Source organism: Betaproteobacteria bacterium (assembly GCA_016720855.1).
Taxonomy (GTDB): domain Bacteria; phylum Pseudomonadota; class Gammaproteobacteria; order Burkholderiales; family Usitatibacteraceae; genus FEB-7.
The window spans coordinates 442511-467939 of record JADKJU010000005.1 but is presented as its reverse complement, the minus strand read 5'-3'; the positions used below and the strand labels follow the sequence as shown (position 1 = coordinate 467939).

29 protein-coding genes are annotated in these 25429 nt (G+C 64.1%); 23 read left to right on the top strand and 6 right to left on the bottom strand.

Translation table 11 applies throughout. The features are described 5' to 3' along the window. Positions 1-6: 6 nt before the first annotated feature. From IPP91_20095 to IPP91_20025, 15 genes are all read left to right on the top strand, one after another. Positions 7-816 (top strand): hypothetical protein, encoded by an 810-nt coding sequence (locus IPP91_20095; protein MBL0144338.1) that lies wholly within the window; start codon positions 7-9, stop codon positions 814-816. Positions 817-904: 88 nt separating this feature from the next. Further along, positions 905-1486 carry a hypothetical protein gene (locus IPP91_20090; GenBank protein MBL0144337.1) on the top strand — a complete coding sequence of 194 codons (582 nt, stop codon included), beginning with the start codon at positions 905-907 and terminating at the stop codon, positions 1484-1486. A gap of 133 nt (positions 1487-1619) precedes the next feature. Further along, complete coding sequence (locus IPP91_20085; GenBank protein ID MBL0144336.1) at positions 1620-2078, top strand: hypothetical protein; 459 nt, start codon at positions 1620-1622, stop codon at positions 2076-2078. A 12-nt stretch (positions 2079-2090) separates the two neighbouring features. After that, positions 2091-2615, top strand: a complete 525-nt coding sequence (locus IPP91_20080) for a hypothetical protein (protein ID MBL0144335.1) — start codon at positions 2091-2093, stop codon at positions 2613-2615. Next, a complete protein-coding gene (locus IPP91_20075) occupies positions 2616-3383 on the top strand; it encodes an ATP-binding protein (protein ID MBL0144334.1) in 768 nt (255 codons plus the stop codon). 33 nt (positions 3384-3416) lie between these two features. Then, positions 3417-3929 (top strand): DUF669 domain-containing protein, encoded by a 513-nt coding sequence (locus IPP91_20070; protein MBL0144333.1) that lies wholly within the window; start codon positions 3417-3419, stop codon positions 3927-3929. Between the two features lie 71 nt (positions 3930-4000). Next, positions 4001-4312 (top strand): hypothetical protein, encoded by a 312-nt coding sequence (locus IPP91_20065; protein MBL0144332.1) that lies wholly within the window; start codon positions 4001-4003, stop codon positions 4310-4312. After that, positions 4305-5264: a PD-(D/E)XK nuclease family protein gene (locus IPP91_20060; GenBank protein ID MBL0144331.1), complete on the top strand. Its 960-nt coding sequence runs from the start codon at positions 4305-4307 to the stop codon at positions 5262-5264. Before IPP91_20065 ends, IPP91_20060 begins: the two co-directional genes overlap by 8 nt. Then, the gene (locus IPP91_20055) at positions 5261-6835 is read left to right on the top strand and encodes a DEAD/DEAH box helicase family protein (GenBank protein MBL0144330.1); all 1575 of its coding nucleotides are present in this window, start codon (positions 5261-5263) and stop codon (positions 6833-6835) included. Before IPP91_20060 ends, IPP91_20055 begins: the two co-directional genes overlap by 4 nt. A 128-nt stretch (positions 6836-6963) precedes the next feature. Continuing rightward, on the top strand, positions 6964-7158 hold the full coding sequence (locus IPP91_20050) for a hypothetical protein (protein MBL0144329.1): 195 nt from the start codon (positions 6964-6966) through the stop codon (positions 7156-7158). 8 nt (positions 7159-7166) lie between these two features. Beyond that, positions 7167-9461: a PriCT-2 domain-containing protein gene (locus IPP91_20045; protein MBL0144328.1), complete on the top strand. Its 2295-nt coding sequence runs from the start codon at positions 7167-7169 to the stop codon at positions 9459-9461. 339 nt (positions 9462-9800) lie between these two features. Then, entirely contained in the window at positions 9801-10325 is a 525-nt protein-coding gene (locus IPP91_20040; protein MBL0144327.1) for a hypothetical protein, read from the top strand. Further along, on the top strand, positions 10318-10884 hold the full coding sequence (locus tag IPP91_20035; GenBank protein ID MBL0144326.1) for a hypothetical protein: 567 nt from the start codon (positions 10318-10320) through the stop codon (positions 10882-10884). The genes IPP91_20040 and IPP91_20035 overlap by 8 nt, the downstream gene beginning before the upstream one ends. Positions 10885-10913: 29 nt before the next feature. Next, positions 10914-11192: a DUF1778 domain-containing protein gene (locus IPP91_20030; protein ID MBL0144325.1), complete on the top strand. Its 279-nt coding sequence runs from the start codon at positions 10914-10916 to the stop codon at positions 11190-11192. Further along, complete coding sequence (locus IPP91_20025) at positions 11189-11704, top strand: GNAT family N-acetyltransferase (protein ID MBL0144324.1); 516 nt, start codon at positions 11189-11191, stop codon at positions 11702-11704. The genes IPP91_20030 and IPP91_20025 overlap by 4 nt, the downstream gene beginning before the upstream one ends. Before the next feature lie 270 nt (positions 11705-11974). On the opposite strand, the gene IPP91_20020 is transcribed toward IPP91_20025, so the two are convergent. Both IPP91_20020 and IPP91_20015 read right to left on the bottom strand, forming a co-directional pair. After that, positions 11975-12478, bottom strand: coding sequence for a hypothetical protein (locus IPP91_20020; protein MBL0144323.1), 504 nt, complete (start codon positions 12476-12478; stop codon positions 11975-11977). A gap of 21 nt (positions 12479-12499) precedes the next feature. Further along, complete coding sequence (locus tag IPP91_20015; protein MBL0144322.1) at positions 12500-12802, bottom strand: hypothetical protein; 303 nt, start codon at positions 12800-12802, stop codon at positions 12500-12502. 116 nt (positions 12803-12918) lie between these two features. Here IPP91_20015 and IPP91_20010 point away from each other — a divergent pair, with 116 nt between their 5' ends. From IPP91_20010 to IPP91_20000, 3 genes are read left to right on the top strand one after another with little or no spacing between them, the layout of a single operon-like run. After that, complete coding sequence (locus IPP91_20010; protein MBL0144321.1) at positions 12919-14319, top strand: site-specific DNA-methyltransferase; 1401 nt, start codon at positions 12919-12921, stop codon at positions 14317-14319. Further along, the gene (locus IPP91_20005) at positions 14316-15596 is read left to right on the top strand and encodes a site-specific DNA-methyltransferase (protein MBL0144320.1); all 1281 of its coding nucleotides are present in this window, start codon (positions 14316-14318) and stop codon (positions 15594-15596) included. Before IPP91_20010 ends, IPP91_20005 begins: the two co-directional genes overlap by 4 nt. Further along, positions 15593-15835: a hypothetical protein gene (locus tag IPP91_20000; GenBank protein ID MBL0144319.1), complete on the top strand. Its 243-nt coding sequence runs from the start codon at positions 15593-15595 to the stop codon at positions 15833-15835. The genes IPP91_20005 and IPP91_20000 overlap by 4 nt, the downstream gene beginning before the upstream one ends. Positions 15836-16128: 293 nt before the next feature. Here the strand turns inward: IPP91_20000 and IPP91_19995 are convergent, their stop codons facing one another. Then, positions 16129-17037 carry a LysR family transcriptional regulator gene (locus IPP91_19995; GenBank protein MBL0144318.1) on the bottom strand — a complete coding sequence of 303 codons (909 nt, stop codon included), beginning with the start codon at positions 17035-17037 and terminating at the stop codon, positions 16129-16131. 100 nt (positions 17038-17137) lie between these two features. Here IPP91_19995 and ttdA point away from each other — a divergent pair, with 100 nt between their 5' ends. The 4 genes from ttdA (at position 17138) to IPP91_19975 (ending at position 21121) form a co-directional block, all read left to right on the top strand. Continuing rightward, the gene (gene ttdA, locus IPP91_19990; protein ID MBL0144317.1) at positions 17138-18037 is read left to right on the top strand and encodes a L(+)-tartrate dehydratase subunit alpha; all 900 of its coding nucleotides are present in this window, start codon (positions 17138-17140) and stop codon (positions 18035-18037) included. Next, positions 17956-18645, top strand: a complete 690-nt coding sequence (gene ttdB / locus IPP91_19985; GenBank protein MBL0144316.1) for a L(+)-tartrate dehydratase subunit beta — start codon at positions 17956-17958, stop codon at positions 18643-18645. The genes ttdA and ttdB overlap by 82 nt, the downstream gene beginning before the upstream one ends. Before the next feature lie 9 nt (positions 18646-18654). Then, positions 18655-20082 carry an anion permease gene (locus tag IPP91_19980; protein MBL0144315.1) on the top strand — a complete coding sequence of 476 codons (1428 nt, stop codon included), beginning with the start codon at positions 18655-18657 and terminating at the stop codon, positions 20080-20082. A gap of 61 nt (positions 20083-20143) precedes the next feature. Further along, the gene (locus tag IPP91_19975; GenBank protein MBL0144314.1) at positions 20144-21121 is read left to right on the top strand and encodes a tripartite tricarboxylate transporter substrate binding protein; all 978 of its coding nucleotides are present in this window, start codon (positions 20144-20146) and stop codon (positions 21119-21121) included. A gap of 265 nt (positions 21122-21386) precedes the next feature. On the opposite strand, the gene IPP91_19970 is transcribed toward IPP91_19975, so the two are convergent. The 3 genes from IPP91_19970 to IPP91_19960 form a co-directional block, all read right to left on the bottom strand. After that, a complete protein-coding gene (locus IPP91_19970; GenBank protein ID MBL0144313.1) occupies positions 21387-22355 on the bottom strand; it encodes a tripartite tricarboxylate transporter substrate binding protein in 969 nt (322 codons plus the stop codon). A gap of 11 nt (positions 22356-22366) precedes the next feature. Then, the gene (locus tag IPP91_19965) at positions 22367-23158 is read right to left on the bottom strand and encodes an RraA family protein (protein MBL0144312.1); all 792 of its coding nucleotides are present in this window, start codon (positions 23156-23158) and stop codon (positions 22367-22369) included. A 76-nt stretch (positions 23159-23234) separates the two neighbouring features. After that, on the bottom strand, positions 23235-24317 hold the full coding sequence (locus tag IPP91_19960; GenBank protein ID MBL0144311.1) for a porin: 1083 nt from the start codon (positions 24315-24317) through the stop codon (positions 23235-23237). An 89-nt stretch (positions 24318-24406) separates the two neighbouring features. Here IPP91_19960 and IPP91_19955 point away from each other — a divergent pair, with 89 nt between their 5' ends. Continuing rightward, complete coding sequence (locus IPP91_19955) at positions 24407-25324, top strand: LysR family transcriptional regulator (protein ID MBL0144310.1); 918 nt, start codon at positions 24407-24409, stop codon at positions 25322-25324. Positions 25325-25429: the final 105 nt, after the last annotated feature.

Below are 25429 nucleotides of genomic sequence, written 5' to 3'. Positions count from 1 at the left end.
TAAGTCATGACCGCTCTGAATCTTTCTTACCGGCAAATTCGCCACGAGCCGTTCAAATTCACCCGGAACACCGAGATCGCCGCGGTAGCTGCGGAAGTTCGCAAGCAGCTGGGGGCAGCCAACAGGCTGGCCATCACCCTCGATGATCTGAAGGCGATCGACAAGCTCTCCGTCAACGGCTTGAGCTACGACCTCTGGGTCGACATGGACAGACCCGTCCATGACGACGATGGCAACGAAATCCTGGGTGTCTTTGAGTTCGCGCCGCTCAGCTCGACCGAGGCGGTGAGCATCTCGGTTTCCCCAGCCAATACCCAGGTCGGCCCGCAACTTGTGCTGTCTACCGCCGCCCACGAACTCGGGCATGCGATTTACGATGGCCCTGGCTTGATCGCGGGCTACCGCACGCGGTCGCTGTTCGATCACGGTGACTCGCGACCGGTTCAGGCTTTCCGTCTGGCGACGGATGCGCAAGATCATCTCCACCGCCAAGCCGGCACGATGCCTGAGCACATTCTGCGTTCCGAGCGGCGGGCCAATGAGTTCATGGGCTCCCTCCTGGTGCCGCGCGACTTGCTTTGGCAGGTCATCCAAGAGGAGGCGCCGAAGTACGCGCTCGAGATTCGTTACGAAGACACGCTGTTTGCTGCCTCCCCCGACGGAAACAAGGAGCTCGTCTGGACTGAAGCCACGTACGACATCGATACGTGGACGTTTACCCGTGCCTTGGCACCGCACTTTGGGGTCAACCCGGCATTCATCGAGATCCGGATGAAGCGCTACGGAATCATGCCCTCAGATACCAGACCGAATTGATCGCAAGCCATCGCTTGCCCCATGCGGGCACCCACGGGTGTCCATTTTTTTAATCTAGCCGTTAACCGTTTAGTTAATACCAAAAAACATGAACGCCATTGGCATTGACGACCAGTACGTGAAGTCCATGAAAGTTGCCGCCACCGTTCGCGCCGGGTGCCTCGCCAGAAGCCTCGGCCTGTCGCAGGCCGAACGCGAGGATGTCCAGCAGGAGATCTTGCTCGAAATGCTGGAGCGCGCGCCGCACTTCGACCCCGAGAAGGGGAGCGCCAACACCTTCACGGGCATGGTGTCTGAACACCGCGCTGCGGAGATCGCGAAGGAGATCATCAAGAACAGGGTTCGCGTCACCACCTTCAGCGATTTCACGGGCGCCGATGCCGCGAACGACGAATACATCGACGGGGTGCCGGGTGAAGCCGCGGAAGGTGCCGTGCCTTTGTGGGGAGGGGACGCCGACCTCTTCGCGAACTCGATGGCACTTCGCGATCTCGAGACCTCGATTGCCTACATGAACAAGGAGCAGGCCGCTCTCTTTGGGTTGCTGGAATCTCACCAGGACCTCACGAGCGCCTGCAGGGCCTCGGGCGTTTCCACGGCCACCTTCTACCGCCGCGTCTCCGAACTGCAGATGCACCTGCGAATGTTCGGCTTCAAGTCGGCGGCCTGAGTCGTATCGAGTCGACTGAGAAAAACCATGGCCAGGTCCAGTAAGAACCTGCATGACGCCTGAAAAGCAACGAGCCTGAAGCTCGGCCATCAGCGCGGATTCCGAACGACGCACCCTGCGGTTGGGGTGCCCGATGACCAACACGCTGCTGATGGAGTTCGACTTGCCGGCACCGACTCGACCGATTGACCTCTCCCCGGAGACGCCGGGCCTCGCGTGGGACCCGGACCAATTCCCGCAGCGTGTGTCCCTGTATGTCCCGCCGATGCCTCTCACAGAGGGCGGACTCTGCGACTGGATCGCGAACGCCATGCCGGGTGCTGCCATCGAGTACCACCAAGGATTCCTTCTCGTCGATCGCTCAGAAACTGCGAGCGAGTTGCCGACCAAGGAACGGTCCCGACTTCATGCAATCGCCCGCCGCGCATGGATCGCCTGTGAGCTGGGCCTCGTCCACCTCTTCTCGATGAAGGTGGCCGAAGCCGCCTACCGCTACATCGCCGTCCGATCGGCTACTGCTTTGCCGCCCCCCGAAATCCGGAACCGCCTCCGCAGCCTGAGATTTGTTCCTGCCCCGCGTAACTCCCATTGAAGGAGCTTCACCATGATTCCTGAACCCGACGTGCTGGAGGAGGTTGGCCAGCTCCAAGTTTCCGACCTTGAGACGCTCGCCGTTGGCGATCTCGCCAAGTTGATTGACCGCGTGACTGAGGCTAAGGAGCGGGCCCGCAATTATGAGCACCTGCTGCAGTCCGCGATGAACCACCGCTTCAGCCAGCGCGCCCATCAACTGCGCCAGGAGGTCGGCAAGACGACCGGCACCGTCCGCTTCCAGGAGGAGGGCTTCGTGGTCATCGCCGACCTGCCGAAGAAGCCCGAGTACGACCAGCGCAAGCTCAAGGAAGCGGTGGAGGCACTGCGTAAGTGGGGCGAGAACCCGGAGGACTACGTCTCGCTCGAGATCAAGGTCTCCGAGACGAAATACAACGCGTGGCCTCCGGGTGTGCGGCAGCTCTTCGAGCCCGCCCGCACCCTCAAGGTCGGTAAGCCCACGTACAAGCTCGAACAGTTGAAGCCGGGCGCTGTCGCCGCGGCCGCCAACGACAGCATGTATTGCGAGGAGCGCTAAATGGCCATCACCCTCGCACAACTCACGCGGGCACACGCGCCCAAGCCCCCGCGCATTCTGACCCACGGTGTTGCCGGCGTCGGGAAGACCACCTTCGCCTCGCAGTCCAACAAGCCCGTGTTCGTGCAGACAGAAGATGGGCTCGGCACTCTCGCGTCGCCGCACTTTCCGCTGGCTCGGACCTTCGAGGAAGTGATCGAGGCGCTCGCGTGCCTCTACACGGAGGAACACGACTTCAAGACTGTCGTCATCGACAGCGTTGACTGGCTGGAGCCGCTGGTCTGGGCCAAGGCCTGCCGCGACAACGGCTGGGCCTCGATAGAGGACGCGGGGTATGGGAAGGGCTATGTCGCAGCCCTCCATCTCTGGCGGCAGTACATCGACGGGCTCAATGCGCTTCGCGACGACCGCGGGATGACCGTGATCCAGATCGCGCATACCGACATCAAGCGCTTCGACAGCCCCGAGCACGACCCCTACGACCGCTACGTGATCAAGCTGCACGCTCGGGCCGCGGCCCTGCTGCAGGAGCACTCCGACGTCGTGCTCTTTGCCAACTACCGAATCTCGACAGCGAAGGCCGACGTCGGTTTCAACAAGAAGGTGAACCGTGCCATGGGCTCCGGGGAGCGCGTCATTCACACCGCCGAGCGCCCAGCCTTCCTCGCCAAGAACCGCTACGGCCTCCCGGAGACGCTGCCCCTCGACTGGCAGGCATTCGTCCAGGCAATGCCCGAATCCATCCAGCCGACGCTCATCGCTCAGTAAATCCCATCGGAACCCCTCATTGGAGAACACACCATGGCTTCACTCGGACAAGTCTTCGACGCCTCCACCATTGAACCGAGCACGACCTTTGAGGTGCTCTCGCCCGGGAAGTACCTTGCGCAGATCGTTGCGAGCGAGATGCGCGTTACCAAGGACGGCGCCGGGCAGTACCTGAACTTGGAGTTGGACATCCTCGACGGGCAGTACGCCGGCCGCAAGCTTTTCGATCGCCTGAATCTCGTCAATGCGAACCCCGACACGGTCCAGATCGCGCAGCGGACGCTGTCTTCCATCTGTCGCGCCGTCGGGAAGATGCAGGTCAGCAATTCCGAACAGTTGCACCTGATCCCGCTCATCGTGGACGTCCGCGTGCGCCCGCCAAAGGGCCAGTACGGCGAGACCAACTCCGTCCGCTATCTCCCCCGTTCGGGCCCCACGGCGCCACAGGTGGCCCCCACGTCGGCGCCAGCGCCCAAGGTGGCTGTTACCCCCGCACCGGCGCCGACGGCGCCTGCCGCCGGCCTGCCCTGGAAGCGCCAGGCCTGAGCATGAGCGAGCACACCGTGCCGGCGGCGCCGATCAACATGCCGGAAAACGTGATTGGGTGCCGGAAGCTATTGGCATGCCTGCAGGACGACATTGCCGCCATCCGGGTCCAGATCGCGACCAACGACATCCGGCGCCAGACGGCCCGGAAGGGGCTCGACCCGGACTGGTTCCATCGAGCGAGGACGGCTCTTCGTCTCAAGCAGTACGAGGTGGCACAGGTCACCGTACACCTTGCGAATCTCCTGCGAGGGGTGCGGCACATTCATTTCAAGGACACGTTAATCGCGGTGTTGCGCGAGGAATTCGACGACGGCGAATGGGCGAAGGTCCTTGATGAGGCACGCGCCCGACACATAGAGCTCGAGGAGGAATGTGACTGAGCTCCCGATCATCACGAGCCCCACCCGGGAGGCCATCTTCCACGGCTACGAGGAGGACGCCAGCGAAGGCTTCCGGCCCCACCTGGGCGCGTCCCTCATCGGCAAGGACTGCGAGCGCGCGCTCTGGTACGACTTCCGGTGGACGACGCGCTCGCGATTCGCGGGGAGGGTGCTGCGTCTTTTCGAGACCGGCCAGCTCGAGGAGGCTAGGCTCGTCCGAAACCTTCGGCGCACTGGCGCCACCGTGCTCGAGGTCGACCCGCAGACCGGGCGGCAATGGCGAGTGGAGGCGCTCGGCGGCCATTTCGGCGGGTCTATGGACGCGGTGGCGATCAACCTGCTGGAGGCGCCGAAGACCTGGCACGTACTGGAGTTTAAGACCCACGCGGCAAAGAGCTTCGCCGATCTGGTTGCCAAGAAGGTCCGCGAGAGCAAGCCGCAGCACTTCGCCCAGATGCAGGTCTACATGCACCTGGCCGGCCTCACCCGGGCGATGTACCTCGCCGTCAACAAGGACGACGACGACCTTTACGTCGAACGGGTCGACGCGGATCCCGCGTTCGCCGAAAAGCTCCTTGAGAAAGCCCGCCGCGTGATCTTCGCCGCGGTGCCGGGGGCGCGGATCAGCGAGGACCCCACCTGGTACCAGTGCCGCTGGTGCGACCACGCTGGCGTGTGCCGCGGTGAGGCCGAGCCCGCCGTCAACTGCCGCACTTGTCTGCACGCTACGCCCGTGGAGGGCGGCTGGACCTGCGAGCGGCACCAAAGATCCCTCACGGAAGCCGACCAGCGGGCCGCCTGTCCGCAGCACCTGTTCCTCCCCGCGCTGGTGCCGGCCGAGCAGGTCGACGCGGGCCCGGACTGGGTCGAGTACGTGTTCGCGGATGGGAATCGTTGGCGCGACACCGGTATGAAAAAGTACGTCACTCCGATTTCAGGAACTTCACCATGACCCTCACCCTGCGTCCGTACCAGAGTGCCGCCATCAACGGCATCTACAACTATTTCCAAGACGAAACCGGCAACCCCCTGGTGGTGATCCCGACCGCCGGCGGCAAGTCGCTCGTTATGGCGACCTTCGTCGAGGGGGTGCTCAAGACCTACCCGGACCAGCGGATCCTCATCGTCACCCACGTCAGGGAGCTGATCGAGCAGAACCACGCCGAACTCATGAGGCTTTGGCCGGAGGCCCCTGCCGGCATCTACTCCGCCGGCCTCAAGCAGAGGGACATCCGCGCGAGGATCCTTTTCGCGGGTATCCAGTCCATCCACAAGCGGGTCTACGACGTGCAGCAGTGTGATCTCGTGCTGATCGACGAGGCACACCTCATCCCGCGCACGTCCAACACCATGTACCGGCGCTTCCTCGATGGGTTGAAGCGCCTGAACCCGGCGATGAAGGTGATCGGGCTCACCGCGACGCCATTCCGGCTCGATTCCGGTCTGCTAAACGAGGGCGAGGACGCGATCTTCACTGCCATCGCGTACGAGGCGTCGGTACGTGAGCTTATCGATGATGGCTACCTCGCACCGCTCATCTCCAAGCGCATGGCGACCCAGCTCGACGTCTCCGGGGTGGGCACGCGCGGCGGCGAGTTCATCGCGAAGGATCTGGAGTCCGCCATCGACAAGGCGAGCATCACTCAGAGCGCGCTCGACGAGGTGTTCGTCTACGGCGCCGACCGCCGCAGCTGGCTCGTCTTCTGCGCCGGCGTCGGTCACGCGCATCACGTACGGGACGCCATCCGTGCCAGGGGAGTGACCTGCGAGACCATCGTGGGGGATACGCCGAGTGCTCAGCGCGAGGCCTTCATCAACGATTTCAAGGCCGGGCGCATCCGGTGCCTCACGAACGCGAACGTGCTCACCACGGGCTTCAACGCCCCGGCGGTCGACCTGATTGCGATGCTGCGCCCGACCAAGTCGGCGGGCCTCTACGTGCAGATCGTCGGCCGGGGCTGCCGCATCGCTCCGGGCAAGGAGAACTGCCTGGTGCTCGACTTCGCCGGCAACATCGCGCGCCACGGCCCGATCGACATGGTGAAGCCGAAGCGCCCGAAGGGGGGCGAGGACGGTGTCGCGCCCACCAAGGACTGCCCGGACTGCCACAGCATCGTCCACGCGGCCGTGCGGGTCTGCCCGGACTGTGGCCACCAGTTCCCGCCGCCGATGGTGAAGCTAGAAGCCCGCGCGAGCCAGCTGGACGTCGTTTCGGCAGGCAAGCCCGAGTGGGTGCCGGTCCAGCGTGTGACCTACTCCCGCCACGAGAAACCGGGGAAGCCGCCTTCCCTGCGCGTGGAGTACACCTGCGGGTTGAACGCCCACCGGGAGTGGGTCTGCATCGAGCACGAGGGTTTTCCGCGGCAGAAGGCCGCGACGTGGTGGGCGAACCGGGCGCCCGGAGTGCCGCTGCCGCGGCGGGTCGACGAGGCGCTTGCGGTGGCCGGGCAGCTGCGTAGTCCCTCGGCTATCGCCGTTCGCCCCAGCGGTCGCTACGTGGAAATCGTCGGCGCACGGTTCTGATGCTGTGCGCCATCTGCCGGCGCGATGCCCGGGGATTCGGGTTCGCGCCGGCGCTCATCCGCGTCGAGGGTCCGAGCGTGAAGCTCTGCTCCCGGCGCTGTCAGGACTTGGTTGCGAGGTGGAAGGGCATGATCGATCCGAACAAACACGAGGAGGCCGCGCTCGCCGCCGCCGCCGTGACGGGGGGTGAATACGTGGAGGCGATCGGGAAGACCGATCTCGCCACCTGGACCGGTCCCGAGTGGGCAACGCTCGTCGACACGATCGTGACCGCCTTCCAGGACAGCCTGCGCGCGGCCTACGCCGACGATCCTCCGCTTTGATGCCGGCCATGACCGGCAAGAACTTCATGGCGCAGTTGGGCGCCACGCTGGTGGACCGCGGTTGGCCGATCCTGCCGATCCAGCCCCGCTCCAAGAAGCCGGGCATGTACCGGCGTGGCGCCTGGCACGACTACCCGAAGTGGAGTCGGCACTGCGAGCGCGATACCACGGAGCACGAGGTCGATGTCTGGGCCGACTGGCCCGAGGCCGGGATCGGTGTGGCCGCCGGGCGCGTCATCGGTATCGACATCGACGTGCTGGACTCCCCGGACATCGCCAAGCAAATTGAGGCCCTGGCCAAGCAGATGCTCGGCGATACCCCGGCCGTGCGGATCGGGCACGCGCCAAAGCGCCTCCTCGTGTACCGCGCCGTCCAGCCCTTCAGCGGCTTCAAGTACCCGCCCATCGAGGTGTTGGGCCTCGGGCAGCAGTTCATTGTCTACGGCGTTCATCCGGACACCGGCAAACCCTACGACTGGCCCGTAGACACGCTGGCCGACTTGAAGCCGGAGGAGCTTCCGGCGATCACCGAGCCGCAGGCGCGGGAGTTCGCGAAGGAGGCGTACCTCCTGATCCCACCGGACCTGCGGCCCAAGACCCTGGGAGTGGGTCTTCGAGGGGTGACCGATTTTGCGAGCCTGCCTGCGCAGCGGGGCACCCTCGAGGCAGTGCAGGACGCGCTCAAGTTCGTCACCAATGCCGACGTGGACTACGACAGCTGGGTCCGCATCGGCATGGCGATCAAGGGCGCGCTGGGCGATGCGGGCTGGCCGCTCTTCGAGGCGTGGTCGGCGAGCTCCACGAAGAACGACGTGAAGGCGACCGCCAAGGCCTGGCGCAGTTTCAAGCCCGAGCGCATCGGCGCCGGGACGATCTACAAGCTGGCACTCGATGCGGGGTGGGAGCCGGCACCCGATCTCCAGCTCAATGGCGAGATCGTCATGAACGGGCACCACCCGGCTCGCCAGATGCTGGAGGCCCTGCAGACGAGCGATCCCATCACCACGGAGCCGGATGTCGCGGCCGCGCTGCCGCCCCCCAAGCCGCTGCCGGCTGGCTGGGACAACGTGGGCGGCGTGATCGCCGACATGATGGCGCTGATGGCCTCGACCGCGAAGCGGCCCCAGCCGGTGTTGGCGCTGGGCGCGAGCCTGTGCGCCGTGGGCGCGCTCATGGGGCGCAAGTACCGCACCGAGAGCAACATCCGGTCGAACCTGTACGTCGTCGGCATCGCCGAGAGCGGCGCGGGCAAGAACCACAGTCGGGTGGTGATCAACGAGCTCTTCCGGAAGGCAAACCTTCTCCAATACCTCGGGGGCAATAAGATCGCTTCCGGTTCCGGGTTCCTCACAGCCATCCAGCGCCAGCCCGCGATCCTCTTCCAGTTGGACGAGTTCGGGATGTTCCTGTCGGCCGCCGCCGACCGAAAGCGCTCGCCGCGCTATGTGTGCGAGATCCTGGACCTGATGACCGAGCTCTACACGACGGCCGGCACGACCTATTTCGGGGTCGAGTACGCGAGCACCCAGCACAACAACGCGCACCGGGCGATCCACCAGCCCTGCGCCTGCATCTACGGCACCACAACGCCGCTGCACTTCTGGCAGGCGCTGCAGGCCTCCAATGTCGCTGACGGCTCGCTTGCGCGCTTTCTGATCATGGAGAGCGAGGACGATTTCCCGGACAGCAACGACATCTTCGGCACGATCGATCCGCCGCAGGATCTGATCGACCGGCTACTCCTCATCCACGACGGCGGCGGCAAGCTCAACGGCAACCTGACCGACGTGGGGGCCATCGACGAGGTGTTGGTGGAACCCCGGGTCGTGCCCATGACGCCGCAGGCAAGATCCGCCTTCCGGCAGCTGGATCAGGAACTGGTGGTTCAGTTGCGAATGTCTCGGGGCACGGGGTACTCGTCGATTCTCGCAAGGATCGAGGAGAACGCGACCAAGCTGGCCTTCATCCGTGCTGTCTCCCGCGATCCTGTCGATCCCCGGATCGAAGACCACGATGCCCACTGGGGGATCATGCTGTCGCGGCATTGCGCGGAGCTCACCATTCGGGAGGCAACTGCCCGGGTGTCCGAGAACCAGGTCGAGTCACACCACAAGCGCGCGATGCAGATCCTGCGAGACGCGGGCCAGGCCGGCATGTCCAAGAGCGAGTTCACGCGCCGCACGCAGTTCATGGACCACCGCAGCCGCGATGGGGTGCTGCGCACGCTGGCAGAAGCCGGACTCATCGAGACGGTGATGCTTCAAAACAAGGGCCGACCGAGCCAGTGGATAAAGGTCTTGTAAATGAATGCGTTAGGGGCGCGCGAGGGGATTCTTCAATTCTTCATTTCTTCAAGGGGAGTGTCTCTCATATACATATATCCAGACCCCCCCTAGAGATCCTCGCGCACGCGTGCGCGCGCCCAAAATCTAAAGATCAAAAAAATAAAGTATCTAGATTGAAATAATGAAATATTGAAATATCTCTCTATAGGACTACGCCAAGACCCACTAGGTTGAAGGAATGAAGTATTGAAGAAAGTCCCTGATCCGAATTCAGTCGGACATGAGGGAGCCGCATCAGCCCTGACCCGGCGATGAACGTGCTCCTCCAGGTCGCCTAAACGCCCCCAGGAGGAGTCTGTGTCATCACCTGCTACATCCCCTCATCCCACATCCGTAGCGGCCTCTGGCGCCGTTCTTGCGCTCGACCTCGGCCAGAACACCGGCTGGGCGCTGCGTCAGCCCAATGGCCTCGTGACCTCCGGCACAAATGGCTTCAAGCCAGGACGCTTCGAGGGTGGCGGAATGTCGATGCTCCGCTTCACCACCTGGCTCGGCGAACTTCACGTGAGCGCAGGGCCGCTGGCGATCGTGTACTTCGAGGAGGTGAGGGCGCACAAGGGAACGGCGGCCGCCCACACCTACGGCGCGTTCTTAGGCCAGCTCTCGGCCTGGTGCGAAGCGAACCGGGTGGCCTACGCCGGCGTGCCGGTTGCGACGATCAAGAAGCACGCCACCGGCAAAGGCAACGCCGGCAAGGACCTCGTCATCGCGGCGATGCGGGCGCGGGGCTTTGATCCGGGCGACGACAACGAAGCGGACGCGCTGGCGATCCTGCAGTGGGCGCTGGCCCATGGCGTTGTGGAGGGCAGCCGCCATGGGTAAGAAGCGAGCACGTGAGCCTCAGGCTCTGGCGCACGGAACGGTAGTCCAACTCGCCGGCGGCCGGCTCGCCGAGTGGAATAGCTTTGCCGAGGAGGGGACCACCTACCGGACCGAGCACTTCCGGTGCATCGACACGCTGGGCACCATGCTGCGCAACGGATCAATCACGCAGGAGATGCACGATGCCGGGCAGGAGTTCAACCGCAACTTCGCCCACGCCCAAATGAATCCTGCAGGCGCTCCGCCCCTGGATCGCATCCGGGGTGGAGGCCCGTGGCGGGACAGCATGACCGAGCGTTGTGCGTTTGCCCGCAAGCGTCTGGGGAAGGCCCTGGATGCGGTCGGCGGCATCAACAGCCCCGGCGGCTGCGCCGTCTGGCACGTCGCTGGCCTCGGGCGCAGCGTCAAGGAGTGGTCAGCCTTGGAGGGGTGGAACGGTCGGCCGCTCAATCAGTACGAGGCGAAGGGCATTCTGGTCGGGGCGCTCGCCGTGCTGGCGGTGCATTACGGGTACGCGCGCGGCGAGAACGATTGTCAGGACAACGTCCGGACGCTATAATGGGCCCTCAATCGTCAATGGGATCGCCCATGAGTGCCGCCCCTCCCTCCAAGACTGAGCGGATCGATGTCCGCGCCAGTTCGCCCGTGAAGCAACTGCTTCAGGAGGCTGCACGTACTGCGCACAAGAACGTGAGCGAGTTTCTCCTGGATGCCGGCATCGCCGCGGCCAATCAGACCTTGGCGGACCGGCGGCGCTTCGAGTTGCCAGCAGCCAAGTGGCGCGAGTTTCAGGCAGCACTGGACCGGCCGGTCACCAAGAAGCCGAAGCTTCGGAAGCTCCTCTCCGAGCGCGGGTTACTGGATTGACCGCTCGGCGCTTCGAGGCGATCCGGAAGATCGCCTCGCTGGATTCCGTCGAGTCCTTTGACTGTGGCAATCCGGCGCTCAACCAGTTCCTGCAGCGCCATGCGCTGACGGCCCAGCAGTCGGAGAGCGCGCAGACCTACGTGGGCTGCTGCGACGGCGTGGTCGCTGGCTACTACAGCCTGGTGGTCGGGGGTGTCGAGCGCGCAGCGGCAGCGGCCAGAGTAGCCAAGGGCATGCCGCAGCATCCGGTGCCCGTGATGATCCTGGCCCGGCTTGCGGTGAATCGGGATCACCAGCGTGTCGGACTCGGCAAGGCATTGCTGAAGGACGCGCTAAAGCGGACGGCGCAGGCGGCCGACATCGCCGGCATTCGCGCGCTACTGGTGCACGCCAAGGACGAAGACGCCCGCAAGTGGTACCTGCAATGGGAGTTTGAGCCCAGTCCGACCGACCCGATGCATCTGTTTCTCCTCATGAAGGATCTCAAAGCCTTGTTGCGCGGAGTGTCGTGATTGGGGGAGCTGGCTGCGCGGCATGATCGATGTGAGGAGCCGGCTGCAATTCATCGAAAAGCGATTGACGCGTAAATATCGAAGGCATAGCATTCAGCTACTTCGCAAAGATGCGCCCGCAAGGTTGAGCCCTGCGGGCGTTTTCATTTGCGGCGTTCGATTCACGGGTCCTTCCTGGCCGAAGAGCCATGCGGGAGGCGCGAGCCCGGCGCTTCGCTACCGTCAGGGTGCAAACCTAGGTTTGCAGGTTTGCGGTTTGCACCCCTGGGTTTACGACGGGGGAAGGTACTTGGCGGCGAAGTCACGGTAGTGCTGCCGCAAGCGCGTCGCGTCTGCCGGCAACAAGTCCAAGATCCGCGGTACCAAAGCCTCAAGGTGAACCGCCTTCACGTGGCCGCGGTACTTCTCGTTGACCAGCTCAAGAAACGCGTCGAGCTCCTTGGTCAGTACCTTGTTCGCCTTCGGAAATACGATGAAGAGCTGATCTCCGGGGCGCTGCAGGTACGAGAAGTTCCGGCAAAGCTGGTAGGTTGAGAAGAACTTCTTCTCTTCGAGCAGCGCGGGATCGACGCGCTCTCTAAGTCGAGGCTCGTAGATTTTAGCGAGCTTTCCACGGTGTCGTTCATCGTTCTTGGCCGTACCGAAGCCGCTCTCCGATAGCTTGATCTCAAAGAAAGCGGTGGCGCCGATGCCGGTTCGATAGAGGAAGTCGAAGTTGGTGTTCTCTTCCTCGTCGAGGACTTTCTCGAACGACCAGGATTTGCCACGCGCCATGTCGGGGCGCCGCCGAGCGCGTCAGTCAGGGTCTTCCTTCTCCTCGTCGGCAGCCAGCGGGAAGAAGAGATTCAGGCACATCGCCTGTGACGAGTTCAGATGGTGGAAGTCCCTGTGGAGGGTGATCTCGTCGCTTTCCTCAACCAGGGATCGGAGTTCCTCGCGGAAGGCTCCGAGAAAGTTTTCGAACTTTCGCGCGGCCGGAAGGATGTGACTGTAGGCCTGCTTGTTTCGTGTCCAGATGCCGTTGGCCGTAATCCCAAGCTTGCTGACCTTGTACTGGGAGAGGTGATCTTTCAGTCGGTCCTGGTAAGTCGCACTCACAGCGTGACCCCTCAAGGCGGCTGCCAAAGTGGCATCTGCCGAGACCGTAGCGCAAATCGTCGCGCCAGTGCAAAAACTGGATAGCAACCCAATTCCACAGGCGATCGCTCACACGCATGCTTAACGTCGAATACCGGAAGGTCGAGACGCTGATCCCATACGCTCGCAATCCGCGCACCCATAGCGAAGAGCAAGTCGCGAAGATTGCGGCCAGCATCGTCGAGTACGGCTGGACCTCGCCCGTCCTGGTGGATGGCGCAAACGGAATCATCGCGGGCCACGGACGACTCGCGGCCGCGCGAAAGCTGGGCCTTGCCGAGGTGCCGGTGATTGAGCTTGCGCACCTCTCGCCCACGCAGAAGCGCGCCTACATCATCGCGGACAATCGCCTGGCGCTTGACGCCGGCTGGAACGACGAGCTGCTGGCCTTAGAGCTGGCGGAACTCACGGAGGCGGGTTACGACCTGGCGCTCACTGGATTCGACGCCACCGAGATCGAGGCCCTGCTGGCAGACGATGCTGACCGAGGAGGCGACCAAGAGAACGACGCCGACGGACCGGACGCGGCCGATGAAGTGCCCGAGGCCCCAGCGGTGCCAGTCTCCCGGCCGGGCGACGTATGGCTCCTCGGGGCCCATCGCCTGATCTGTGGCGATGCCAGTGACGCCGCCGTGGTCGCGGCGCTGATGGAGGGCTCGCAGGCGCGCCTCTGCTTTACCTCCCCGCCCTACGGGAACCAGCGCGACTACACCAGCGGCGGCATCGCCGATTGGGACGGCCTAATGCGTGGCGTGTTCGCTCGGGTCCCGATAGCTGAGGATGGCCAGGTGCTCGTGAACCTGGGGCTCATCCATCGGGACAACGAGTACATCCCGTATTGGGATGCGTGGCTCGAGTGGATGCGGACCCAAGGCTGGCGGCGCTTCGCTTGGTACGTGTGGGACCAGGGGCCCGGGATGCCCGGCGACTGGGCGGGTCGGTTGGCGCCGAGCTTCGAGTTCGTCTTCCACTTCAACCGCCAGAGCCGCAAGCCCAACAAGATCGTCCCCTGTAAGCACGCCGGCCAGGACTCGCACCTACGAGCAGATGGTTCCTCCACTGCCATGCGGAGCAAGGCCGGGGACGTCGGCGGCTGGACCCACGCGGGCCTGCCCACGCAGGAGACCCGGATCCCGGATTCCGTCATCCGCGTCATGCGCCACAAAGGCAGGATCGGCCAGGACATCGACCACCCGGCCGTGTTTCCGGTGGCGCTGCCCGAATTCGTGATCGAGGCCTATTCGGCCAAGGGCGACATCGTATTCGAACCCTTCGGCGGAAGCGGCACGACGATGTTGGCGGCCGAGCGAAAGGGGCGCGCCTGCCGTTCGGTCGAGATCGCGCCCGAGTACGTGGACGTCGCCATCAAGCGCTTTCAGCAGAACTACCCTGGCCAACCGGTGACGCTGGTGGCTACCGGACAGTTGTTTGAGGAGGTCCGCAGGGAGCGGCTCTACCTCACGGAGGCCGCGGCATGACCTCATCCTGGCTAGCCGACAAGATCGAGCGGTGGCCGACGGCCAAACTGCTCCCCTACGGTCGCAACGCACGCACCCACTCGGAGGACCAGGTCGCGCAGATCGCGGCCTCGATCGCCGAGTTCGGTTTCACAAACCCGATCCTCGCCGGGGCCGATGGTGTGATTGTCGCCGGCCACGGAAGGCTCGCCGCCGCGCAGAAGCTGGGACTCTCGACGGTGCCGGTGGTCGTGCTGGATCACCTGACGCCGACGCAGCGCCGCGCGTTGGTCATTGCCGACAACCGGATCGCGGAGAACGCGGGCTGGGACGACGACGTGCTTCGGACGGAACTCGCTGCCCTGCAGGATGAGGACGTCGATCTCGCGCTCACCGGCTTCGATGCCGATGCACTGGCCGAACTCCTGGCAGATGAGAACGGTGCCAGAAGTGGCGACACCGACGACGATGCCGTTCCCGAGCTCACGGAGAATCCGATCTCCCGCCCCGGCGACATCTGGGTCATGGGCCAGCACCGGTTGCTATGCGGCGATGCCACATTGGCCGAGTCGTACCAGAAGCTGCTCGGAGACGGGCTGGTGGACATGGTGTTCACGGATCCGCCCTACAACGTGAACTACGCCAACTCGGCCAAGGACAAGATGCGCGGCAAGGATCGCGCGATCCTGAACGACAACCTGGGGGATGGGTTCTACGACTTCATCCTGGCGGCACTGACGCCGATGCTCGCCCGCTGCCAGGGCGCCGTGTACGTCGCGATGTCCTCCAGTGAGCTGGACGTCCTGCAGGCAGCCTTTCGCGCCGCGGGCGGCCATTGGTCCACCTTCATCATCTGGGCCAAGAACACCTTCACCATGGGTCGCGCCGACTACCAGCGCCAGTACGAACCGATCCTCTACGGCTGGCCGGACGGATCCCAGCGCCATTGGTGCGGCGACCGGGACCAGGGCGACGTGTGGCAGATCAAGAAGCCGCAGAAGAACGACCTGCACCCGACCATGAAGCCGGTCGAGCTGGTCGAGCGTGCCGTCCGGAACTCAAGCCGGCCAGGGCAACTCGTGCTCGATCCCTTTGGCGGATCCGGCACCACCCTCATTACGGCAGAGAAGGCGCAACGGCGGGCGGCGCTGATCGAACTCGATCCGCAGTACGTCGATGTAATCGTGCGCCGGTGGCAGGAATGGTCTGGAAAGCAGGCTACTCGGGAGAGCGATGGCGCGGCATTTGATAGTCTCACTGGCGACGGCAAGTCTCGGCCCTCGGAAGAATCGCCTTGATGCAGACCCGTTGGATGTCCCTGATGGAATCAATCGCCAACGTGATTGTCGGCTTCGTGGTGGCAGTCATTGCCCAGATCCTGGTGTTCCCGCTCTTCGGCATGCACCCGACTGTTTCGCAGAATCTCTGGATCGGGTTGATCTTCACGGCTGTGTCCCTCGTGCGCAGCTACTTGCTGCGCCGGGGCTTCGAGGTACTGCGGACTCGCCAGGCTGCCCGGCAACCCGCGCAGACCTAAATTTGTCGACGAGTTCGGCCAGCGCTGAGGGGCTGGACAGAGAAGCTCGTGCATCGCGAATGGCCGGTGCGCAGATGCGCCTGAAAGCAGTTATTCAAAGGCAGATCGTGAGCGGTCACGATCGACCCAAAACGGAAGTTCCAGGCTTCCACTGGACGCCGACTGCATGCACACAGGTTGATGATTAAGGCCACGCAGCACCGTAACTCCGGACTAGTCACAAATTGCTGCCGAACGGATTCGCTCGCCTGCCCGCTCGTGCCTTCAGGAATGCGATCGAGGCGAGATCGGGGTCACCACTGAATTCGCTCCTTCCCCGACCCTTGCCCAAAGTGCGCCACCAGGAATTCGACGAACACGCGCACCTTCGCGGCGAGGTTCTGCTTCTGCGGATACAGGGCATAGATGTCGGCCGGCGGTAGCCCATATTCGTCCAGCAGCACTTCCAGTTGCCCACTTCGAACGAATGGCGCCGCATCCCACTCAGAGCGCATCAGGATTCCCCGCCCCTTCAACGCCCAGACCAGGACCGCCGCGCCGTCGTTGCTGCTGAGGTTCCCGCGGACTTTGATCGTCTCGGACTTCCGCCCCTTGGTGAAGTGCCATTGCCCGTACGCTACGTCGTCCTGTCGCACGATGAGGCAGTTGTGATGCGTGAGGTCGTGCGGCACCTGGGGCCGGCCGCGTTCCTTGAGATAGCTGGGTGAAGCGAAGATCCGGCGTCGATGGTTTGCGATCTTGCGAGCCGTCACGCGGGCGTCGGGAGGCTCGCCGAAGCGAATGCCGATGTCGGCCGCCCCTTCGGCAAGGCTCAGCGGGCGGGAGGTCAGGAGAAGCTGGATCTCCAGGTGCGGGTATTGCGCCGAGAACTTCGAGATGGCCGGCGCGATGAAACTGCGCCCGAAGCCCAGCGTCGCATTCACTCTCAGAAGGCCAACGGGCGCCGCTTTGCTGCTCGCGATGGTTCTCTCGAGGTCATCAATCTCGGCCAAGATCCGCCGGCCTTCGGTCAGGTAGACCTCGCCCTCGTTCGTCAGGCTGATGCGGCGGGTGTTGCGCGCGATCAGCCTCACGCCTAGACGGGACTCGAGTTGCGCGAGCCATTTGCTCACGGCCGATGGCGTGACATCGAACTCCCTGGCCGCAGCGGTCAGGCTTCCGCTCTTGACCAACGTCGAGAAGAACGCAAGATCCGTCCGCATTTTGATTGTTTCCTAAATGGCACAAATAGCTTGCCTGATGGATGATTATATCTCCCAGGGAACGCGCTAGCATCCTTCTATCCCCAAGAGGAGGTCGCTAGTGGAAAACCAGGCAGCTGTCCGAAACCTCACCGACACGATGGCGAAGTTCACCGCCTACATCGGCAAACACCTACCCACCGACGTGGAGTCGAAGCTGGCGGAGCTTCGCGCGAAGGAAACGAAGCCGCTCGCCAAGGCGATCTACCTTTCGATGGCGGAGAACCAGGACGCGGCCAGCAAGCTCGATCGCCCGAGCTGCCAGGACACCGGCGTCATCCAGTACTTCATCACCGCCGGCGCGAAGTTCCCGCTGCTGGGCGAGCTCGAGGATGTCCTGCGCAATGCAACGCTTGAAGCCACGCGCAATTCGCCGCTTCGGCACAACGCCGTGGAGACGTTTGTCGAGAAGAACACCGGCACCAATACCGGCACCAAGGCTCCCTGGCTCGACTGGGAAATCGTCCCGAAGGACGACGGCGTGACCATCGACGTATACATGGCCGGCGGTGGCTGCACGTTGCCGGGGTCGGCTAAGGTGCTGATGCCCGGGGAAGGCTACGAAGGCGTGGCCAAGTTCGTGTTCGATGTGATCACGGCCCGCGGCGTCAACGCGTGCCCACCGCTCCTGGTCGGCGTCGGCGTGTCCACGGCCGTCGAAACGGCGGCCCGCCTGTCGAAGAAGGCGCTGATGCGCTCCGTGGCTTCGCATCATGCGGACCCTGGCGCGGCCAAGATGGAAACACTTCTCGAAGAAGGGCTGAACGAGTTGGGAATCGGCCCGCAGGGCCTGACCGGCAGCGCGAGCGTGATGGGCGTGAACATCGAGTCGTCCGCGCGCCACCCCTCGACGATCGGCGTGGCCGTGTCCACCGGCTGCTGGTCCCACCGGCGCGGCCGCATCCGCCTGCACGCCGATGGCCGCTACGACATCGTCTCGCACAAGGGAGCAGTGCTGTGAACAAGAAAATACTCACCACGCCCATCAAGGACGAAGACCTGGCCGACCTGAACGTGGGCGACGTCGTCTACCTGACCGGCCACCTCGTCACCTGCCGCGACGTCGCGCATCGGCGCCTGATCGAACAGAAGCGCGAGTTGCCCGTGGATGTCCGCGGCGGCGCCATCTTCCACGCCGGCCCCATCGTCCGGAAGAAGGACGACGGCAAGTTCGAGATGGTGTCCATCGGCCCGACGACCAGCATGCGCATGGAGAAGTTCGAGAAGGACTTCATCGCGCAGACCGGCGTGAAGCTGATCATCGGCAAGGGTGGCATGGGACCGGAGACCGTGGAAGGCTGCAAGCAGTACGGCGCCGTGCACGCCATCTTTCCCGGCGGCTGCGCCGTGCTGGCCGCCACGCAGGTCGAGGAGATCGAGGCCGCCGAATGGCAGGACCTCGGCATGCCCGAAACCCTGTGGGTGAACCGGGTCAAGGAATTCGGACCCCTGATCATCTCCATCGACACCAAGGGCAACAACCTGATCGAGAAGAACAAGGCGCAGTTCAATTCGAAGAAGGAAGCCATCCTCGAGCGGATCAACGGCCAGATTGGCTTCATCAAATAGGCACCGATCATGGACAAGAAGCGATTCGCGAGCATCCTGATTCCCCTGGCGGTATGGGCGGTTCTGATCCTGATTCCCGTGCCAGCGGGACTCGCCCCGACCGCCTGGTACTACTTCGCGCTGTTCGCCACCGTCATTGTGGCGCTCATCACGGAGCCGATCCCGGGCTCCGTCATCGGCCTGCTTGGCGTGTCCGTGGCGGCAATGCTCAACCTCATCAGCGGCAAGCCCTCCGAATCGATCAAGTGGGCGCTGTCCGGGTTCTCCAACAACGTGATCTGGCTGATCTTCGTGGCCTACATCTTCGGTCTGGGATACGAGAAGAGCGGGCTGGGCAAGCGCATCGCGCTGAACCTCGTGAAGCTGCTCGGGAAGAAGACCCTGGGCCTGGGCTACGCAGTGGCCTTGTCGGACCTGTTCCTCGCGCCCTTCATGCCGTCGAACACCGCGCGCAGCGGCGGCACGATCTTCCCGATCGTCAAGAACATCCCGGCGCTCTTCGACTCCCACCCGGGCGAGAGCGCGCGCAAGATGGGCGCGTACCTGATGTGGACGGGGCTCGCGGCCTGCGCCGTCACCAGCACCATGTTCCTGACTGCCAACGCGCCCAATCTACTGGGGCTGGAACTGGTCGCGAAGACACTCAAGCTGAACATCTCCTGGCGCGACTGGTTCCTCGGGATCGCTCCGCTGGGAGTCCTGCTGTTCCTCATGGTTCCGCTACTCAGCTATTGGCTGTATCCGCCCGAGATCAAGTCGAGCGAAGGAGCGGACACGTGGGCCGGTGATGCGCTGGTCAAGATGGGGCGGATCACTGGCAAGGAACTGCTGATGGCGGCGCTCGCGATCGCGGCGCTGCTCCTGTGGATCTTCGCCGACAAGTGGATCAATGCGACGATGGTTGCCATCGTCGTCTTCGTCGCCATGCTGCTCACCCGCGTCATCGACTGGGAAGACGTGCTCGAATACAAGCAGGCCTGGAACATGCTGATCTGGTTCGGCACGCTGGTCGCGCTTGCCGATGGCCTGAACAAGGTCGGCTTCCTGAAGTGGTTTGCCGGTTCCACCTCGGCGATGCTCGAGGGCCTGCCGGTCATGGGGATCGTGATCGCCATGGTGGCGGTGTATTTCCTGGTCCACTACATGTTCGCCAGCCTCACGGCCCATGCCACGGCATTGATGCCGGTCTTCCTGGCTGCGGTCGCCACGGTGCCGAACATGCCGCTCATGCTGGTCGCGATGCTGCTTTGCTACACGTCCGGCCTGAGTTGCCTGCTGACTCCCTACGCCAGCGGCCCCAGCGTCATCTACTTCGGCAGCGACTACATCAAGCGAAGCGACTTCTGGCGATTGGGCGCCATTTTCGGATTCATCTTTCTCGCGGCGCTGCTAGCGCTGGGAGTGCCCTACCTGAACTGGTATCTCGGCCTGTCGTGATGGCTTCCTCGAAGAAGGCACGCGCGCGCCGCCCACTTTCCAACCTATCTCCGGAGGAGAAATGAAAAGCATGGCTCGCAACATCGCAGTGGCCCTCGTGGGCCTTGTTGTCACCCTCGCCATTCCGGTTGCGCATGCGCAGGCGTATCCGGCAAAGACCATCACGCTGGTCGTTCCTTTTCCGCCAGGGGGCACGACGGATGTCCTCGCGCGGTCGATCGCCCAGAAGCTGGGCGAGAGCTGGGGCCAGTCGGTCATCGTCGACAACAGGCCCGGAGCGGGCGCCACAATCGGCGCCGCTCAAGTTGCCAAGGCCCCCGCCGACGGGTACACGCTGCTCATGGGGGCGGTGCACCATACGATCGCCACGAGCATCTACGCGAAGCTTCCTTACGACTTCCAGAAGGACCTCGCTCCAGTGACAATCGTGGCGATGGTCCCAAACATCCTTTGCGTGAATCCCGGCGTGCCGGCGAAGAGCGTCAAGGAACTTGTGGCCTACGGAAAGGCGAACCCGGGAAAGCTCAGCTATGGATCGAACGGGCAGGGAACGGCGCAGCACCTCATTGGCGAGCAGTTCAGCGCGCTCACCGGCGTGGACATGCTGCACATCCCGTACAAGGGCAGCGGACCGTTGACGTCGGACCTCATCGCCGGGCAGGTGTCGATGAGCTTCGACACGATTACGCCCGTGTTGCCTCAGATCAAGGCCGGCAAGCTGCGGCCCTTGGCGGTGACGACGGCGGCGCGCAGCCCCGCTCTTCCTGATGTTCCCACCCTTGCCGAAAGTGGCCTGGCTGGTTTCGACCAGGGCACGTGGTTCGGCGTGCTCGCGCCCGCGGCGACGCCGAAGGAGATTGTCGGCAAGCTGAATGCAGAGATCGTGCGCATCCTCAAGCTGCCGGACATCCAGAAGCGCTTTGCGGAAATCGGTGCCCAACCCATCGGGAACTCGCCCACGGAGATGGCCGCGACCATCAAGAGCGACACGGAAAAGTACGCGGTGCTTGCGAAGAAGGCGAACGTGAAGATCGACTAGACGCCTCGGACCCCGCTCAAGGGCGGGGTCCGATGACTGCCCTTGGCCGGACTCGGCTCAAGGGGGAGCGTTGGTCCGCTCTGGAATGTTCTGGGTTGGCCAAGGCAGTCCTGGACCGACCCGAAGCGGACGATGCTGCCGTGCGGTTTCCAACTCATTGCCGCATGCAAAGGTTTATTTCGTTGCCTCCGGCAACGATTCCCGTGCCTCGGTCGCTCCTGGCCGATTGACGAAGGACGCTTCCGACCCGAGGCGGGCCTCAGGGTCACGGCGATTCGGCCGTGATCTTGTTGGATTTGATGATCCCGGCCCACTTCTCGGACTCGGCCTTGAGGAACGCCTGGAATTCCGCACCGACGAGCGGCATCACGTCGCCGCCCAGCGAGCTCACGCGTTCCTTCAGGTCGGGCTGCTGCTGGGCTGCTTGAATGGCCTTCGCTAGCGCGGCGATCACCGCCGGCGGTGTCTTGGCCGGCGCGAACACGCCGAACCAGCCCGACGCCTCGAACCCCTTAAGGCCGCTCTCGTCCATCGTGGGCACGTTCGGAAGCGACGGGACGCGCTTTGCTCCCGTCACCGCCAGCGCCTTGGCCTTCCCGCCCTTCAGCATCGGTGTAACCGTGCTGACGTCGCCGACCATGAAGTCCACCGATCCGCCGATCACGTCGGTGAGCGCGGGGGCCGCACCCTTATAAGGAACGTGCGTGAACTCCGTGCCCGAACGCGCTTGGATGATCTCGGCGACCAGGTGCGCGGTCGTGCCGACGCCCGACGAGGCGTAGTTCATCTTCCCGGGCTCCTTCTTCGCCTGCGCCACCAGCTCCTGGATGTTCTTCGGCGCGAACTTGGTCCCGGCCACGACCACGAACGGCACCTTCGCGATGCCCGCGACCGGCACCAGGTCCTTGGTCGGGTTGTAGGCGAGCTTGGGGTAGAGCGCCGGGTTGATCGAGATGGGCCCGTTGCTGCCCAGCAGGATCGTGTGGCCGTCGGCAGGGGAGGCGATCGCCCCGGTGACGCCGATGATTCCGGCGGCGCCCGGGCGGTTGTCCACCACCACCGGCTTCCCCAGCTCCTTCTGCATGTTCTGGGCGAGGGAGCGCGCGATCGCGTCGGTCGCGCCTCCGGCCGAGAACGGGACGATCAACTTGATCGGAGCCGTGGGAAAGGACGCCGCGTCCTGCGCGCTCAGGACGCCTGCGGTTGCCAGCAAGGCAATGAGTGTGCGTTTCATGTCGGCCTCGATCAGTCGTAACGCTTGCGGAAGAGGGGGCGCAGCTCGCTGATCGGCGCCTTGCGCTTGATGAGGTCGCGCATCACGTCCTCAGCCTGCCCGATCCGCTCGGCCTCGTCGATCAGCTTCTCGACCAGGTCGGCGGGAACCACGCAGATGCCCGAGTCGTCGGCCACCATCAGGTCGCCCGGGTAGACCACGATGTTGTGCACGGTCACGGGACCATTGATCTCGATCGCCTCGATGCGGAACTTGCCGGTGATCGGCGTGACACCCTTCGCCCATACGGGATAGCCGATCTCGCGAATCGCCGGCAGGTCGCGCACGGCGCCGTTCACGATCGAGCCCACGAACCCGTTGGATTGCGCTACCAAGCACGACTGGCCGCCCATGTTGGACGTGTCCGTGTTCCCGCCGTAGTCGGCCACGAGCACGTCGCCCGGCTCGCCCATGTAGTAGACCTCACGCGTCGACATCTTGATCGGATCCTTGTCGATCGAGCCCTGTGTCGGCGTCTTCTGCACCGGCACCGAGCGCAGCGTCACCGCGTTGCCGACGATCTTCTTGCCTTCCTGCAGCGGCGCCACGAACGAGGCCGCGACCGTGCCGTGGATGCCATAGCTGTCGAGCAGGTCGGAGACGCTGGTCGTGAGGTCCGGGAGCGCCAGGTAGCGCTGCTTGATCGCGTCGCTCGTGCGCGGGAACTTGATCTTCTTGATGCGCTCCTTCGGCACCTGGCCCCAGATGCGTCCCGCCTGCTTGTACTCCTCGTAATCGGCCATGACTGTGTTGGCGTCGCTCATGATTCTCTCGAGTGGTAGGTGAACTTGGATCCCGGGCCGTGGTGGCAACTGCCACGCCCGGGATGACGAAACGCGATCAGAAAACGTGCCGCAGGCCGATGCCCATGCCCTGCGGGTCCTGGCCATTCGTGAGGCCCGCCAGCGGGCCGTGGCCGAAGTTGCAGGCGGAGAAGTTGTTGTTGTCGACCTTCGCGACTTCCGCGACGAAGGACGTGCGGCGCGAGAAGTCGTAGCGATAGCCGATGGAGTACACCTTGCAGTCGGGTTGCGCGGCGGCCGTGGCGAGGCCGCCGTCCTGGGAACGCTGGTACGAGACGATGACCACGTTCTTCCCGAAGGTCGCGTCGGCGGCCACCATGTAGCCGACGTTCTTCTTCGTCGCCACTGTGGCGGGGCCGTCGCGCTCATAGACGCCGTACTGGGCCATGAGGCGCGCGGGGCCGAAGGCGACGCGGCCGGCGAGCACGTTGCCCGTCTCGCGCAGGCCGGGGCTCGCGGTGCCGGTGGGCGTGCCCGCGGCGTCGCGATGTTCCTCGTAGGCGTAAGAGAGGAGGACGTTGCCCTTCGCGTAGCTCACCGAGCCGCCGTACGCCGTCGGGTTGGCGGTGGCAGACTTGGGTTCGTTGGCCACGTACATGAGGCGCCCCGAGAAGCCCGCCCAGTTGGGCGACCACCACTGCACGGTGTTGTTCATGCGCTGGTTGAAGTTGCCGCCGGAGCCGTTGGTGCCGATACGGCCGAGCGCCGCTGCCGTGATGTCCCCGAGGCCGATGTCGCCGAAGGGGTCGACCTGGACGCTCACGAACTTCATCGGGGTATCCCAGCGGCCGATGAGCACGCTACCGAAATTGCCCTGGAGGCCCACGCCGCTATTGCGGTTGGCGAAAGCGCTGCCGAGTTGGTCGGCGAGGAACGTGCTCTCGAGCTGGAAGAAGGCCTTGAGCCCGCCACCGAGGTCTTCAGTGCCGCGGATTCCGAAAAGCGACGACCGGTCCTGGACGCGCGTGCGCTGCGGCAGGGACGCGGTGCCGCCCTTGGCCTCCACCGACTCGAGGTTGAGGTAGACCCGGCCGTACAGGGTCACGGGGTTCGCGGTCTGCGCCGCTGCGTACGGAGCGGCGAGGGTAGCGACTGCGAGTGCGAGGGTTCTGACTTTCATGTGCTCCTCCTTAATTACCGCCAAGTTACTGATCCATAAGAGGTACAACAATTAAGCACGGGGGTCGTTCGTTAATGTAGGATTAACGAATGGCGATCGACGAGGAGGTGACGCTGAAGAAGCTCGAGGTGTTCCTCGAGTTCATGCGGCTCGGCAACATGGCCAAGGTTGCCGAGGCCCTGGACCAGAGCACCGTGAGCGTTCATCGGTCGCTCCACTCGCTGCAGGAGGGCCTTCGCTGCCCGCTTTTCAAACGCGATGGTCGAGCCCTTATCCCGCTACCCACGGCGCACGTGTTCGCTGAGTACGCCTCGCGGGCGGTGCGCGAATGCGAGGAGGGGGTGCGAAAGGCGCGGGAGAGCGCCGGGTTCGGCGCCAACCGGATCAAGATTGGCTGCTCGTACTCGCTCACCGTCCGCCCCATCCCGCAGCTCCTTTACGGTCTCAAGAGCCGGCGCTCGCAGCTGGACGTCGACCTCACCGTTGGCTCGACCCGGGAGCTCATACAAAAGCTGAAGGACGACCAGCTCGACGCGCTGATCGTGGTGATGGCCGTGGAATCGACCGACTCCGAGTTGACCGCGCTCACGCTCTTCGAGGATGAGGTCTCCTTCGCCGCACCTCTCGGATCGCGCTACGCCAAGCGCAGGACGATCGACCTGGCCGACGCGATGAACGAGCGCTTCGTGGCTTCCCGGGAGGACTTCCTCGCCGGCCAAGTCCAGCAGCAGACCTTCGAGCGAGCCGGCTTCGTCCCCAACATCGCGATGCGGGCGAGCAACCTCTTTTCGCTCGCCAACCTGGTGGCCCAGGGCGCCGGCTACGCCTTGCTCCCCAACCGAGTGGCCATGTTCACCTCGAACGTGCAGCTGATCCCGCTCGACCCGAAGTACCGCAGCAGCCAGAAGATCACGCTGCTCCTGCCTAAGGCTCGCGAGCGCGATCCCAACCTGCTCGCCCTTACAGCCGAGTGCCGGGCCTTTCAAAGAGCCGTCACCCCCGGATAGGCGCGGCAGCTAACGAGTTCAATCGATCTATCGGCTGACGCCTTCGCGTCCGCTTCTGGCCGTTAGCGCCATTTGGCGGAACGCAGTTGAATGACCGCTTCGACT

Bases quoted from the DNA above. Each gene is read 5' to 3' on its own strand.
- IPP91_20095 (MBL0144338.1), top strand. From the start codon at position 7: ATGACCGCTCTGAATCTTTCTTACCGGCAAATTCGCCACGAGCCGTTC.
- IPP91_20090 (MBL0144337.1), top strand. From the start codon at position 905: ATGAACGCCATTGGCATTGACGACCAGTACGTGAAGTCCATGAAAGTT.
- IPP91_20085 (MBL0144336.1), top strand. From the start codon at position 1,620: ATGACCAACACGCTGCTGATGGAGTTCGACTTGCCGGCACCGACTCGA.
- IPP91_20080 (MBL0144335.1), top strand. From the start codon at position 2,091: ATGATTCCTGAACCCGACGTGCTGGAGGAGGTTGGCCAGCTCCAAGTT.
- IPP91_20075 (MBL0144334.1), top strand. From the start codon at position 2,616: ATGGCCATCACCCTCGCACAACTCACGCGGGCACACGCGCCCAAGCCC.
- IPP91_20070 (MBL0144333.1), top strand. From the start codon at position 3,417: ATGGCTTCACTCGGACAAGTCTTCGACGCCTCCACCATTGAACCGAGC.
- IPP91_20055 (MBL0144330.1), top strand. From the start codon at position 5,261: ATGACCCTCACCCTGCGTCCGTACCAGAGTGCCGCCATCAACGGCATC.
- IPP91_20050 (MBL0144329.1), top strand. From the start codon at position 6,964: ATGATCGATCCGAACAAACACGAGGAGGCCGCGCTCGCCGCCGCCGCC.
- IPP91_20045 (MBL0144328.1), top strand. From the start codon at position 7,167: ATGACCGGCAAGAACTTCATGGCGCAGTTGGGCGCCACGCTGGTGGAC.
- IPP91_20035 (MBL0144326.1), top strand. From the start codon at position 10,318: ATGGGTAAGAAGCGAGCACGTGAGCCTCAGGCTCTGGCGCACGGAACG.
- IPP91_20030 (MBL0144325.1), top strand. From the start codon at position 10,914: ATGAGTGCCGCCCCTCCCTCCAAGACTGAGCGGATCGATGTCCGCGCC.
- IPP91_20020 (MBL0144323.1), bottom strand. From the start codon at position 12,478: ATGGCGCGTGGCAAATCCTGGTCGTTCGAGAAAGTCCTCGACGAGGAA.
- IPP91_20010 (MBL0144321.1), top strand. From the start codon at position 12,919: ATGCTTAACGTCGAATACCGGAAGGTCGAGACGCTGATCCCATACGCT.
- IPP91_20005 (MBL0144320.1), top strand. From the start codon at position 14,316: ATGACCTCATCCTGGCTAGCCGACAAGATCGAGCGGTGGCCGACGGCC.
- IPP91_19995 (MBL0144318.1), bottom strand. From the start codon at position 17,037: ATGCGGACGGATCTTGCGTTCTTCTCGACGTTGGTCAAGAGCGGAAGC.
- IPP91_19980 (MBL0144315.1), top strand. From the start codon at position 18,655: ATGGACAAGAAGCGATTCGCGAGCATCCTGATTCCCCTGGCGGTATGG.
- IPP91_19975 (MBL0144314.1), top strand. From the start codon at position 20,144: ATGAAAAGCATGGCTCGCAACATCGCAGTGGCCCTCGTGGGCCTTGTT.
- IPP91_19970 (MBL0144313.1), bottom strand. From the start codon at position 22,355: ATGAAACGCACACTCATTGCCTTGCTGGCAACCGCAGGCGTCCTGAGC.
- IPP91_19965 (MBL0144312.1), bottom strand. From the start codon at position 23,158: ATGAGCGACGCCAACACAGTCATGGCCGATTACGAGGAGTACAAGCAG.
- IPP91_19960 (MBL0144311.1), bottom strand. From the start codon at position 24,317: ATGAAAGTCAGAACCCTCGCACTCGCAGTCGCTACCCTCGCCGCTCCG.
- IPP91_19955 (MBL0144310.1), top strand. From the start codon at position 24,407: ATGGCGATCGACGAGGAGGTGACGCTGAAGAAGCTCGAGGTGTTCCTC.